A 13,139-nucleotide genomic window follows, 5' to 3' on the forward strand; every position below is an offset into this window, starting at 1 on the left:
GCCGTTTTTTTTATGCCACAAAAATTCAGAAAGTCCTGCGTGTAATCCGGTCGATATCGCCACGGTGAAGGCCGATGTCTTCCAGCTCGTGTGCCGACAGTTGTGACAGCGTATTGTGCGTACGACGCGCGTCGTTCCAAGCTGCCAGAGTTGCTATTGTATTTGAAAGCGCAGCATAAGCCCGGTCAACAACGGTTGCGGGACGGCTTTGCAGGCGGGTGTCGTCAAAAAGTGCCATCGCGTTTATCCTTAAATCTGGGCTGCTGCCCTTTGAATGATGGACCGCACTTAGGAGCGGAATTTCCGTCCGGCAAGCACACAAATTGCATGTCTGGGATGCAGTTTCTGCATAGGTCGTTTTTGGCTCTAAACTGTTACCGGTAAAGGCAAAATCACTGTTTCGAAGTGTCGATTTCGAGCTTCGCGATGACGATTTTATGCCGCTTTTATCGGTGAGGCTTGGTCGCGGTCTATTTGCGACATTTGGAGCCAATCGCTTCTTTTCGCCGCCCAATGTCAATGATGTGGTCTGCGCGCACCACTTTCGCTTCCGTTGCGGCGTTTAACCTGAGTGCATTGCGTGCGATATTGCCGCGCTTCGCTTCTGACCCCCGCAATGTTCTTGGAAGATGTTCGCGTTTCGTGCTACTCATTGCCAAAGATAAAAAAGGGCAGGTGAGGCGATGCGCGTGATGGGGCTGGACCCGGGGCTAAGAGCTCTTGGATGGGGCGTGATTGATGTATCCGGCTCGAAGTTGTCGCATGTGGCAAATGGCGTCTGCAAAACCGGAAATGGCGATCTTGGGGGGCGTTTGGTGTCTCTGTTTGATCAGTTGACCGAGATTTGGGCGCGCTTTTTGCCCGACACCGCTGCTGTCGAGCAAACATTCGTCAACAAGGATGGAGCCGGCACGCTTAAGCTTGGCCAGGCGCGGGGGATTGCGATGTTGGTGCCAGCGCGTGCGGGTATCGTCGTAGGCGAATACGCCCCGAACGCTGTGAAGAAGGCGGTTGTTGGGGTAGGCCACGCGGACAAGCGGCAGGTCGAGCATATGGTGCGGATGCAGCTTCCCGGCATCGAGATCGCCGGGCCGGATGCGGCGGACGCCTTGGCGGTCGCAATCTGCCATGCACATCTTGCCGCGACCGCTGCACGGATCGCGAGGGCGGTCGGATGATTGGTAAACTTGCAGGGCGTCTAGAGTATCGCGGGTCGGATCATGTGCTGATTGATGTGCGTGGCATTGGCTACATTGTGCATGTCAGCGAGCGGACTTTGGCCACCTTGCCCGGCGTCGGGGAGGCGGTTGCGCTTTATACCGAATTGCTGGTGCGGGAAGATTTGTTGCAACTTTTCGGGTTCACGACGTTGGTGGAAAAGGAATGGCATCGGTTGTTGATAAGCGTGCAAGGGATCGGGGCGAAAGCGTCGATGGCGATCCTTGGCACGCTAGGACCCGATGGCGTTTCGCGCGCGATTGCTTTGGAAGACTGGGCGTCTGTCAAAGCGGCCCCCGGAGTTGGGCCGAAGATCGCTCAGCGTGTTGTGCTTGAGCTTAAGGGCAAGGCACCCGCGATGATGGCGATGGGCCGCGCGGCCCCCGCGATTGGCGACGGCGACGGCGAGGTGATCGACCCCGCTGTGGCAGTGCCTCCGACGCCGGAAAATGCCTCGGCTCAATCGGAAGCTTTGTCGGCCTTGAGTAATCTTGGATATGCGCCAGGGGAAGCCGCCAGCGCTGTCGCTCAGGCCGCGGGGGCGTTCGAAAATGCGACGACACCTGTGCTTATTCGAGAGGCGTTGAAGCGATTGGCGCCAAAGGGATGACGGGCTTGTGGCGGTGTCGTACGGCTTTGATCTGCGCTGTGGGCGAGAGGCAGGCCATCGCCTCAAAGCTTTCTCACAGTCCACCGGATATTTTTGCCAGAAAGGTGGGCTGTTTTTATGGGTGAACCCGATCCAACACTGCGTCCCCAAGCGCGCCCGGAAGATACGGATCGGGCGTTGCGCCCGAAGACGCTTGACGCCTTTGTAGGGCAGGCCGAAGCGCGGGCAAATTTAAGCGTTTTCATTGAAAGCGCGCGCCGTCGTGGTGAGGCGATGGATCATACGTTGTTTCATGGCCCGCCCGGTTTGGGCAAGACCACGTTGGCGCAGATCGTCGCGCGCGAGTCGGGCGTAAACTTTCGGATGACCTCGGGACCGGTTTTGGCCAAGGCCGGGGATTTGGCGGCGATCCTGACGAACCTTGAGGCACGGGACGTCTTGTTCATTGACGAGATACACCGGTTGAACCCGGTGGTGGAGGAAGTGCTTTACCCCGCGCTTGAAGATTTCGAACTTGATCTGGTGATCGGTGAGGGCCCCGCGGCTCGCACCGTGCGCATCGAGTTGCAGCCCTTCACGCTTGTGGGGGCAACGACGCGGCTTGGGCTTTTAACGACACCCCTGCGGGACCGCTTTGGTATTCCGATGCGCCTGAATTTTTACACCGAAGACGAGCTTTTTCTGATCGTGGCGCGAGGTGCCGGGCTTTTGGGCATTCCCGCTGAGGACGGCGGCATGCGCGAGATTGCACGTCGCGCACGGGGGACTCCTCGGATCGCTGGGCGGCTCTTGCGGCGCGTGGTGGACTTCGCGCTTGTCGAGGGAGATGGGCGGCTGACACAGGAGCTTGCTGACAGCGCCCTGACGCGGCTTGGGGTGGATAAACTCGGGCTTGATGGAGCGGATCGCCGGTATCTGACGCTGGTTGCCGAGAATTATGCTGGCGGGCCGGTCGGGGTTGAAACGCTTTCGGCGGCGCTTTCGGAAAGTCGTGACTCGATTGAAGAAGTCATCGAGCCCTATTTGTTGCAGCAGGGCCTTATCCAACGCACGCCGCGAGGGCGAATGCTGGCGGCCAAAGCCTGGAGCCACTTGGGTCTGCCGGCTCCTCAAGCTGCGGGGCAAACCGATCTGTTTTGAAGCAAGGGACCGGATCGGGCGTTTTCCCGACCGCAGGTCTGGAGATTTCTGGCGTCGCACGCTAGCTGACAGAGCATGGAATTTGGGGACGTAGAAAAAATGTTTACGCGTGCGGACGGAACGTTTCTGTTTGCGCGTTGGGGCCGTCCCATCGTGCCGATTGTTTTTGGTGTTGATGACGCAACGCTTTCGGTGATGAAGGGGGCGATTGAGGCGGTCGTTGCATTGGCCGACCACAAAATGGCCGAAACTGATCCTGATCTGGGCGCCAACCTTTTGGTGTTCTTTTTTCGCGAATGGAACGAGTTGCTTGAGACCCCGGGCCTTGACCGTCTGGTGCCTGATCTGGTGCCTTTGGTGGGGCGGCTGGAAGCGGCGGATGCCAACCAGTATCGGCTTTTCCGGTTTGAGCCGCATGGCGCGATCAAAGCTGCGTTTGTCTTCGTCCGGATGGACGCCGAAATGTCGAAAGTAGCGGCGGAAGATATCGCGCTGGCACAGGCAGTTCAGACCATTTTGTTGTGGTCAGATGTGGCCTTCATGGACAAAGGGCCGCTTGCGCGTTTGGGAGAGCAGGTTGTGTTAAGACCTGACATCGCGGCGCTTGTACGGGCGGGATATGATCCGACCATGCCTGCTGTTGCGAATGATCCAAGCCACGCTTTAAGGCTGAGCGCGCGCGCAAATCGCGATCTGCCGGTTTAAGGAAGACTGAGGCTGGACGCCTGACGCGGCCTGGCGCATCGTTGCGACCATGAGCCATCGACTGACTTTGCGCGTCTACTATGAAGACACTGACCTTGCGGGAATTGTGTATTACGCAAATTACCTGAAATACATAGAGCGCGGCCGCACCGAGTATGTGCGCGAGGCCGGGATCGATCAGGTCCGGTTGAAAGCCGATGAAGGGATTGTCTTCGCGGTTCGTCGGATCGAGGCGGACTACAGTGCGCCCGCAAAATTTGACGATCTCCTTGACGTGGTAACCCAAGTCGAAAGCGTGACTGGTGCCCGTATCATCATGCATCAGGTTATCGAACGCGCCGGCGAGGTGGTGTTTGAGGCCTTGGTGACGCTTGTGGCTTTGTCAGAAAACGGCCGGCCGGCGAGACTTCCGGCGGAAATACGCCAAACTTTGTCCTGATTGCGCAATCGCCGCAGCGTCATTCACGGCTTCTTGTTGGCATTTTCTATGCGGTTCCGATAATCTGCTGTGAAACGAGGGACCCAAAACAATATAATAAGGGTCGGCAGAGAGAGCGGAACTATGGAGCAGGAAGCGATCGCGCTTGCGCAGCACGCAGATTTTTCGATCTGGGCGTTGTTTGCGCGTGCGTCTTTTACGGTCAAGCTGGTGATGGTGGCGTTGATATTGGCGTCAATCTGGGCTTGGGCAATCATTTATTCGCGGTCAAAGGACTACCGTCAGGCGCGCGCCGAAGCGGCAACCTTTGAGGAGGCGTTCTGGTCGGGGGAACCGCTTGATCAGTTGTTTGATCAGATCGGACCTGCGCCAAATAGCCGGGCCGAGCGCATTTTTTCCGCCGGCATGACCGAATGGCGGCGCTCGCATCGCGACAACGGTGGGATGATTGGCGGCGCACAGGTGCGGATTGATCGCTCGATGGACGTTGCGATCCAAAAAGAGACCGAGGCCTTGCAGGCGGGATTGCCGGTTTTGGCAACAGTTGGATCGACGGCGCCTTTTGTAGGTTTGTTTGGGACGGTTTGGGGTATCATGGTTGCCTTCATCGAAATCGGTCAAAGCCAGTCGACGAGCCTTGCGGTTGTGGCGCCGGGTATTGCCGAGGCTCTTTTGGCGACGGGGCTTGGGTTGGCGGCGGCTATTCCTGCAGTGATTTTCTACAACAAGCTATCGACAGATGCGGACAAGATTATTGGTGGATACGAGTCTTTTGCGGATGAGTTCGCCACGATCCTAAGTCGCCAGATGGACGCGTCCTAGAATGGCGGCGGGTGTCCTTGAAAAAGGCGGTGGATCGCGCCGGCGGGGCCGACGATCTCGCTCAAAGCCGATGGCCGAGATCAACGTGACGCCCTTTGTGGATGTCATGTTGGTCTTGTTGATCATCTTCATGGTGGCCGCGCCGTTGCAGATTGTTGGTGTGCCGGTTGAGTTGCCGCGCACCGCGGCACAATCCTTGCCGACTGAGCAGGAGCAGCCATTGACGATCACGCTGACGGCGGATGGTGCGACCATGATCCAGTCCACTGAAGTCACTGACGGTGACATTATCGGCCGCTTGCAGGCTATCTTGACCGAGCGAACCTCGGATCGGGTGTTCTTGCGGGCTGATACATCGGTGCCTTATGGGCGCGTCGCGACAGTGATGGGGGCAATGAATGCCGCCGGGATCACGAATATTGGCCTTGTGACAGATGATGGCGGTCCTCGTCTAAACGGCCAGGGCGGTTGAGGCGGCGTTGCGCGCGGGCTGGTATCTCTCTGGTGCGGGACATTTCGCGCTTGTTGTGTTCATCTTCTTTGGTGGGATGTTCGCGGGCGACCGCATACCGGAGGTTACAGTGAGCGAGGTGACGGTGCTTTCGGAAGCTGAGTATGCAGCACTTTTGCCACCGACGACCGCGCCTGAAATGGCGACGGACGCGCCTGAAGTTACGCCGCCGACTGAGGATGAAGCGCCGACGACCCCCGCCGAAGATACCGCACCCGAAGTGTCCTCGCCCGTGCAAGCCGACGAGCCCGAAACACCCGAGAACCCTGATCTTACCATCCCCCAGCCGATCCCTGACGCGGTCGTGGAAGACAACGCACCAATCATTGCGACACCGCCAACGGACATTGAGGGGTCGTCCCCAATTGAAGATGGCACGCCGCAGCCAGCGCCGCGCGTTGCTGCAACACCTTCGATTGCGCCGCCGCCATTGGCGGAAGTTGCACCCGAGCGCGTGGACGAAGTCGCACCCGATCCAGAAGCGCCGCCCGAAAAGGCGGTCGAAGAGGCCGAAGCCGCCGCGCCGCTGGAAGCCAGCGACCGGATTGTCACCGAGGCCGAAGAAACGCAGGAATTGGCGCCTGCCAGTTCGATGCGCCCCCGCACGCGGCCCGCGAGGCCCGTGCGTCAGGCGGAAACGCCCGCCGAGACGCCAACCGAAAACGCGCCGAACGATGCCATTGCCGATGCCGTGGCGGAAGCCAACGAAACGTCCGCATCAAACGTACCGACTGGGCCGCCATTAACGGGCGGGGAACGTGACGTGCTGCGGGTCGCGGTCAGTTCGTGCTGGAACGTCGGCAGCTTGTCGACGGATGCGCTAGGCACAACTGTTGTGGTTGGGGTGTCCATGACTGAGGATGGCAAGCCGGTGACGAATTCCATACAGCTGGTTTCGTCGGCTGGCGGATCGGATGGCGCCGCGAAACAGGCATTTGAAGCCGCGCGACGGGCGATTATCCGCTGCGGCGCCCGCGGATTTCCTTTGCCGGTGGAAAAATTCAGCCAATGGCGCAATATCGAAATGACGTTCAACCCCGAAGGGATGCAGTTCCGATGAAGGTTTTGAGTTCGCTGGTGCTCGGCTTGGTGATGACTTTTGCAACGCCTTTGGTGGCGCAAGAGCGTTCCGGGCCACTCAGGATCGAAATAACCCAAGGCGTTATCGAGCCTGTCCCAATCGCAGTGGCTCCGTTTTTGGCGGAGAACGCGGCAGCGGCGGATTTTGCCCGTCAGATCACGGCCGTGGTCGCGGCAGATTTGGTTGGCACGGGTTTGTTCCGGGACGTGCCCAAGAACGCCTATATCAGCCAGGTCAGCGATTTTAACGGATCCGTTCCCTATCCTGACTGGAAGGCAATCAACGTCGAGGCCTTGGTGACAGGCGCAGTGACGCTGACCAGCGACAAGCGGTTGGTTGTTAAGTTCCGTCTCTTTGACATCTTTACGGGCGCGCCTTTGGGCGAAGGTCTGCAATTCGCGGGCGGGACCGATAGCTGGCGGCGTGTGGCGCATAAAGTTGCAGATCAGGTCTATGCGCGGATCACCGGTGAAAGCGGCTATTTTGACAGCCGCGTGGTCTACGTTGAAGAAACAGGCCCAAAGAATGCGCGCGCCAAGCGGTTGGCGATCATGGACTACGATGGTGCCAATATTCAATTTCTGACAGATGCGTCGTCCATCGTGTTGGCCCCAAGATTCTCGCCTACTGGCGACCGGGTTTTGTTCACCAGCTACGAATCCGGCTTTCCGCAGATTTATGAATTGTCGGTGGGCACAGTTACGAAACGCCCGCTACAGATGGATGTCGAAGCAATGACTTTCGCTCCGCGCTATGCGCCGAACGGCCAGACCGTACTATATTCGCGCGCAGAAGGCGGGAATACAGATATATTTCGGCTGGATCTCGCCAGTGGCCAGCCCACTCGATTGACCAGCGCGCCGTCCATCGAAACCGCGCCTTCGTTTTCGCCGGATGGCAGCAAGATCGTTTTTGAAAGTGATCGCTCCGGCAATCAGCAGCTTTACGTGATGTCCGCGACGGGGGGCGAGGCCTCCCGGATCAGTTTTGGTCAGGGGCGATACGGGACGCCGGTCTGGTCGCCGCGTGGCGACTTTATTGCCTTTACCAAACAAAACGCGGGCCGTTTTCATATAGGCGTCATGCGCACTGATGGTTCTCAAGAGCGGCTTTTGACAGCGTCGTTTCTCGACGAGGGCCCCACTTGGGCTCCGAACGGGCGCGTTTTGATGTTTACACGCGAAAGCGCTGGCGCTGATGGAGAGCCCGCGCTCTTTTCTGTGGACATTTCGGGGCGAAATTTGAAGCGACTTGCAATGCCGACCGCGGCCTCGGACCCGGCGTGGTCGCCGCTTCTGCCGTGAGCCGTTTCAATCTTCTTCGCGACGTGGTATTTTAGACCAGAGCAGATAAACAAAAAACCAAACAGGTGATCTTATGACTTTTCTGAAGATGGCAGTGGCGGCCGCGGCGCTTGTAGCGCTTGGTGCGTGTACAAATGCGGACCGCTTCGGTCCTGGCAGCAGTGGTGCCGAAGGTGGATTTGGAGCAAACGGTGGTGTCACGGGCGGCGTGAATGATCCGACATCCCCGGTCTATTTCAACGAAACGATCGGAGACCGTATTTTGTTCGCGGTGGACCAGTCGACTTTGGGACCGGAAGCACAGGCCGTGCTGGACCAGCAAGCAGTTTGGCTGACACAGAACGCTGATTACCGCGCACTGATCGAAGGTCACGCAGACGAGCAGGGCACCCGTGAGTACAACCTTGCGCTGGGCGCGCGTCGCGCAAGTGCGGTTCAGAACTATCTGATTTCGCGCGGCGTTGCACCGGGACGATTGCAGACGATCAGCTACGGCAAAGAGCGCCCGATCCAGATTTGTTCCGACGAGACGTGCTATAGCCAGAACCGGCGTTCGGTCACGGTCATCACCGCAGGTGCTGGCGTCTGAGAAACGGAGCTAGCCTCATGCGTTGGATTTTGATTGTTGCCATGTGCATCCTGGCCGTTCCGGCCGTTGCACAAGATCGCGAAAAGACCCTGGCGGATATCCGTCAGGAGCTTTCGGTGCTGTTTGTCGAAATACAGAAGATGCGGCGCGAGTTGTCCACCACGGGGGGTGTGAATGCGAACCTTTCCGGCACCAACGTGCTGGAGCGGGTCGACGCGATGGAAGCCGAATTGCAGCGTGTCATTGCTGCGAATGAGGCGTTGACCAATCGTGTGGATCGCGTTGTTTCGGACGGCACCAACCGGATCGGCGATCTGGAGTTTCGGCTCTGCGAGCTTGAAAGTGGCTGCGACATCGGCAGTCTCGGAGAGACTCCAACGCTCGGGGGCGGGGCTTTGCCGACGGCTGTAACGCCTCAGCCTGTTGCGCCGGTTGGCGATGTGACGGGCGGTGTTGAGTTGGCGGTCGCCGAGCGTGACGACTTCGATCGGGCCAAAGCAACCTTTGATGCTGGCAGCTTTGAAGCCGCAGCAGAGCAACTGCAGCGCTTCACCGAGACCTATCAGGGTGGGCCTTTAACCGGACTTGCACACCTGATGCGGGGCGAGGCGTTGCAAAGCCTTGGGCTGACATCTTCGGCGGCGCGCGCCTATCTGGAAAGCTATTCGGGCACGCCGAACGGGCCGACCTCGCCAACGGCGTTGTTGAAGCTTGGTCTGGCTTTGGATGGATTGGGCCAGAACTCGGAGGCTTGTATTACATTGGCTGAGGTGACGCTTAGGTATCCCGATACCGAAGCGTCGATCGAGGCGCAGGCCGCGCGTGCATCAATGGGGTGCGTGTGAGCGAAGACGAGAACCCGGATGAGATGCTCCGGTATTTCAGTGGGTCTGGGTTTGCTTTAAAAAAACCGAAGAAGCTTGGCGTCGCCGTGTCCGGTGGTGGCGACTCTATGGCATGCCTTGATTTGATGATTTGGCATGGGCGGGACCTGGGGTTTCCGGTCGAGGCGGTCACGTTGGATCATGGGCTCCGGCCTGAGGCCGGAGATGAAATCGCGCTGGTTGCTGCGTATTGTGCCGAATGGAATGTGCCGCATAGCGTTTTGACTTGGGCGTGGGATGGGTCTGGTAACCTTCAATCAAAGGCGAGCAATGCGCGCTATCGTTTGATTGGGGAATGGGCAAAGCAATGCGGCGCAGACTTGGTCGCGCTCGGACATACCCAGGATGACGTAGCCGAAACCTTTTTGATGCGTCTGGCGCGGCAGTCGGGTATCGATGGTCTCGCGCACATGGAGCGCAGTTTTGAGCGGGAAGGTGTCGATTGGACTCGGCCACTGCTCTCCTTCGGTCGTGCTAAATTGCGGTCCTATCTGAAACGCCACGAGGTCGAATGGGCCGAGGATCCGTCCAACAATGATCCGAAATTTGAGCGCGTGCGCGCGCGGCAGGTACTTGAAGCACTGGAACCTCTTGAGATTGATGCCGACGTTCTAGCGAGCGTGGCACACAACCTGTGGCTTGCGAAATCTTCCTTAGATCTTGTTCTGCGCGCGTCAGTATTCAAATACGTTGTGGAAGATCGTGGCGACCTTATTGTGCCGGGTGAGATTCCTGAGAAAGACGGGTTTATTCCGCCGGAACTCATCTACCGGCTGCGACGAGTTGCGATCCGTTGGGTTGGCGGCGCAAACTATGCTCCTCGCTCTAAGGCGATGTTCGAGTTGGAGGATGGCCTGAGGGAAAAGGGCATGCACACCCTTGGCGGCTGTATTTTCAGAATGGTCGAGGGCAAGAAAATTTATGAGCGCCGTTTTCGAATCACCCGCGAATACAATGCTGTACGCAATGTCGTATCGTCCACAGATGCGCCTTGGGATGGGCGTTGGGTGCTTGAAGGGCCGCATGACGCAGAATTGCAGGTGCGCGCCCTTGGCGACGCAGTCAAAAACTGCCAAGATTGGCGCGATACAGGCCTTCCACGCCAGTCCTTGTTGGCCTCTCCGGCGATCTGGCGCGGTGACGAACTTGTTGCGGCCCCCCTCGCAGGCCTCGAAAACGGCTGGACGGCGTCGGCAATTGGCCGCGGCACTTTCTCACAATTTCTCTTATCGCGTTGAAGATCTGCTATTGGTAGCTATTTAATAGTCTAGTCGGAGGGGTGGCCGTTTCTGCCCCAAGAAATTCCCAAAGGAGCGTCCTTTGAACAACGCGCGTAGCATCGCCTTTTGGCTGGTTCTTTTCCTGCTGATATTGGCGCTATTTAACCTTATCTCAGGCGGCCAGACAAACACCACGTCGTCCACCGTAAGCTATTCCGACTTCGTTCAGCGTGTGGAGGGCGGCGACGTCTCAAATGCGACCATCGATGGTGAACGGATCGTATTCCGCAGCTCGGATGGCCGTGACTATGTAACGATCCAGCCGGAAGGCGCAGGCGCAACTGATCTTCTGGTGAGCAATCAGGTCACATTCCGTGCAGAGCCACAGGAACAATCCGGTTTGATGACGATCCTGATGACGTTCCTGCCGTTTCTTCTGCTGATCGGTGTGTGGATTTACTTCATGAACCGTATGCAGGGCGGGGGCAAAGGCGGCGCCATGGGCTTTGGCAAATCGCGCGCGAAGCTCCTGACCGAAAAGCATGGCCGCGTGACGTTTGATGATGTTGCAGGCATCGACGAAGCAAAAGAAGAACTTGAAGAGATTGTAGAGTTCCTGCGCACGCCGCAAAAATTCTCACGTCTTGGCGGCAAAATCCCCAAAGGGGCGCTTTTGGTGGGTCCTCCGGGTACGGGTAAGACGCTTCTTGCACGTGCTATCGCGGGCGAAGCAGGTGTGCCGTTCTTCACGATTTCCGGTTCTGATTTCGTTGAAATGTTCGTTGGTGTGGGTGCGTCTCGCGTCCGCGACATGTTCGAACAGGCGAAAAAGAACGCGCCTTGCATCGTTTTTATTGACGAGATCGATGCGGTTGGCCGGTCGCGTGGCGTAGGCTATGGCGGCGGTAACGACGAACGCGAGCAGACGTTGAACCAGCTTTTGGTTGAGATGGATGGTTTTGAAGCCAACGAAGGCATCATCATTGTCGCTGCAACAAACCGTCCAGACGTTCTGGACCCAGCCCTTTTGCGTCCTGGTCGTTTTGACCGCCAGGTGCAGGTGCCAAACCCGGACATCAAAGGTCGTGAGAAGATCCTTGGGGTGCATGCCCGGAAAGTTCCACTTGGTCCTGATGTCGACCTGCGCATCATTGCGCGCGGCACGCCGGGCTTCTCGGGTGCTGATCTGGCGAACCTTGTAAATGAGTCTGCCTTGATGGCAGCCAGATTTGGGCGTCGGTTTGTTATCATGGAAGACTTCGAAAGCGCCAAAGACAAGGTCATGATGGGCGCGGAGCGCCGGTCTATGGTTATGACCGAGGACGAAAAGAAGCTGACTGCGTATCACGAGGCAGGTCACGCTGTAGTAGGTCTTAACGTGCCGCAGCACGACCCGATCCACAAAGCCACGATCATTCCACGAGGCCGGGCGTTGGGTCTTGTCTTGTCGCTTCCGGAACGGGATCAGCTGTCCGTCAGCTACACGAAATACACGTCGAAAATCGCGATGGCGATGGGCGGACGTGTGGCGGAAGAGCTGGTGTTCGGGAAAGAGAATGTCACGTCAGGTGCATCGTCTGACATCCAGCAAGTCAGCCGGATCGCGCGCGCGATGGTGACCCAGTTTGGCTATGCCGAAGAGCTCGGCTACGTCGACTACGCTAACGAGCAGCAATCTCCTCTCGGTGCTTATGGCGGCGGCACGACCCATTCGAGCATCACGCAGAAGACAATCGATGACAAGGTAAAGGGTCTGATAGACGAAGGTTACGAAACCGCCAAGCGTATCCTCACGGAAAAGCGCGAGGACCTCGAGCGTCTGGCACAAGGGCTTCTGGAATACGAGACGTTGACCGGTGGCGAAATCACGCGTGTGATCGCTGGTGAGACGCTCAATCGTGGCGATGATGACGACGATAAGCCCACGGACACTGGCGGAACGGCGTCGGTCACGGCCATTCCAAAGACCAAGCCTAAAGCGAAACCATCGGATGATGATGGTGGAATGGAGCCAGAACCTTCCGCCTAATGCGACCCGAAGGACACTGAAACAATGCCCCGCCCTCGTGCGGGGCATTGTGTTTTTGAGGTATGCCATCAATCATTGCAGTAACGAAGTGTGTTTGAAAAAGGCTGCCCTATGCTGTCACAGATTGCCGATATCGCGGACCTGATCGCCGCCGCTGCCATCGTTATTTCGCTGCTGTTCGTGGCCTACGAAATGCGTGCGACGCGCAAGCAAGCCGAACTGACCAACTGGCGCGAGGTCTTGCACACAATGACAGAGTACAAGGCGCAGACAAACGACCCTGTTCTGGCGGATATAGTGGTTCGGGGACACGCTGACATTGATGCTCTAAGTGACTTCGAAAGGCTGAGCTTTGAGTTGTATTTAGAGCAAGGTGTGCATGTCTATGGGAATTTTCTGAAGCACAATGACTCGCTTCCGCAAAAACTGATCGGTCTTGATGGCGCCGTGGGCAATCATTTCTACGAGCTTTTAAAGACTCCGGGCGGGGCTGCTTGGTGGGAAGGTTCCCAAAAACGGCACCGCTTTATGCCGGAAACCTACCGCGTTACCAATGCTCTCTTGAACGAACGGGATGCCAAAGGCGG

General features: G+C 57.7%; 15 protein-coding genes. 14 read left to right on the top strand and 1 reads right to left on the bottom strand.

What is annotated here, in order from left to right; genetic code table 11:
- Positions 1-25 precede the first annotated feature (25 nt).
- Positions 26-238 (bottom strand): DUF1127 domain-containing protein, encoded by a 213-nt coding sequence (locus tag Q1B15_RS09860; RefSeq protein ID WP_299753478.1) that lies wholly within the window; start codon positions 236-238, stop codon positions 26-28.
- Positions 239-683: 445 nt separating this feature from the next.
- Here Q1B15_RS09860 and ruvC point away from each other — a divergent pair, with 445 nt between their 5' ends.
- The 14 genes from ruvC to Q1B15_RS09930 form a co-directional block, all read left to right on the top strand.
- On the top strand, positions 684-1,178 hold the full coding sequence (ruvC, locus tag Q1B15_RS09865; RefSeq protein WP_299753480.1) for a crossover junction endodeoxyribonuclease RuvC: 495 nt from the start codon (positions 684-686) through the stop codon (positions 1,176-1,178).
- On the top strand, positions 1,175-1,828 hold the full coding sequence (ruvA, locus tag Q1B15_RS09870; protein WP_299753482.1) for a Holliday junction branch migration protein RuvA: 654 nt from the start codon (positions 1,175-1,177) through the stop codon (positions 1,826-1,828). The genes ruvC and ruvA overlap by 4 nt, the downstream gene beginning before the upstream one ends.
- A 117-nt stretch (positions 1,829-1,945) precedes the next feature.
- Positions 1,946-2,968 carry a Holliday junction branch migration DNA helicase RuvB gene (ruvB, locus tag Q1B15_RS09875; protein ID WP_299753484.1) on the top strand — a complete coding sequence of 341 codons (1,023 nt, stop codon included), beginning with the start codon at positions 1,946-1,948 and terminating at the stop codon, positions 2,966-2,968.
- 75 nt (positions 2,969-3,043) lie between these two features.
- Positions 3,044-3,673, top strand: a complete 630-nt coding sequence (locus Q1B15_RS09880; RefSeq protein WP_299753487.1) for a hypothetical protein — start codon at positions 3,044-3,046, stop codon at positions 3,671-3,673.
- Positions 3,674-3,722: 49 nt separating this feature from the next.
- A complete protein-coding gene (gene ybgC, locus Q1B15_RS09885; protein WP_299753489.1) occupies positions 3,723-4,112 on the top strand; it encodes a tol-pal system-associated acyl-CoA thioesterase in 390 nt (129 codons plus the stop codon).
- A 123-nt stretch (positions 4,113-4,235) separates the two neighbouring features.
- Positions 4,236-4,934, top strand: a complete 699-nt coding sequence (tolQ, locus tag Q1B15_RS09890) for a protein TolQ (protein WP_299753491.1) — start codon at positions 4,236-4,238, stop codon at positions 4,932-4,934.
- Position 4,935: 1 nt separating this feature from the next.
- A complete protein-coding gene (locus tag Q1B15_RS09895) occupies positions 4,936-5,406 on the top strand; it encodes an ExbD/TolR family protein (RefSeq protein WP_299753493.1) in 471 nt (156 codons plus the stop codon).
- Between the two features lie 7 nt (positions 5,407-5,413).
- A complete protein-coding gene (locus tag Q1B15_RS09900) occupies positions 5,414-6,505 on the top strand; it encodes an energy transducer TonB (RefSeq protein ID WP_299753495.1) in 1,092 nt (363 codons plus the stop codon).
- Positions 6,502-7,830: a Tol-Pal system beta propeller repeat protein TolB gene (tolB, locus tag Q1B15_RS09905; RefSeq protein ID WP_299753497.1), complete on the top strand. Its 1,329-nt coding sequence runs from the start codon at positions 6,502-6,504 to the stop codon at positions 7,828-7,830. Before Q1B15_RS09900 ends, tolB begins: the two co-directional genes overlap by 4 nt.
- Before the next feature lie 73 nt (positions 7,831-7,903).
- Entirely contained in the window at positions 7,904-8,419 is a 516-nt protein-coding gene (gene pal / locus Q1B15_RS09910; RefSeq protein WP_299753499.1) for a peptidoglycan-associated lipoprotein Pal, read from the top strand.
- Positions 8,420-8,436: 17 nt separating this feature from the next.
- Positions 8,437-9,264 carry a tetratricopeptide repeat protein gene (locus Q1B15_RS09915; protein WP_299753501.1) on the top strand — a complete coding sequence of 276 codons (828 nt, stop codon included), beginning with the start codon at positions 8,437-8,439 and terminating at the stop codon, positions 9,262-9,264.
- A complete protein-coding gene (gene tilS, locus Q1B15_RS09920; RefSeq protein WP_299753503.1) occupies positions 9,261-10,541 on the top strand; it encodes a tRNA lysidine(34) synthetase TilS in 1,281 nt (426 codons plus the stop codon). The genes Q1B15_RS09915 and tilS overlap by 4 nt, the downstream gene beginning before the upstream one ends.
- 82 nt (positions 10,542-10,623) lie before the next feature.
- Positions 10,624-12,552 (top strand): ATP-dependent zinc metalloprotease FtsH, encoded by a 1,929-nt coding sequence (gene ftsH, locus Q1B15_RS09925; RefSeq protein ID WP_299753505.1) that lies wholly within the window; start codon positions 10,624-10,626, stop codon positions 12,550-12,552.
- 111 nt (positions 12,553-12,663) lie between these two features.
- The coding region (locus Q1B15_RS09930; protein ID WP_299753507.1) for a hypothetical protein at positions 12,664-13,139 on the top strand (476 nt) is incomplete at its 3' end.

It is taken from the genome of uncultured Boseongicola sp., from assembly GCF_937988555.1.
In the GTDB taxonomy this organism is placed as follows: Bacteria; Pseudomonadota; Alphaproteobacteria; order Rhodobacterales; family Rhodobacteraceae; genus Boseongicola.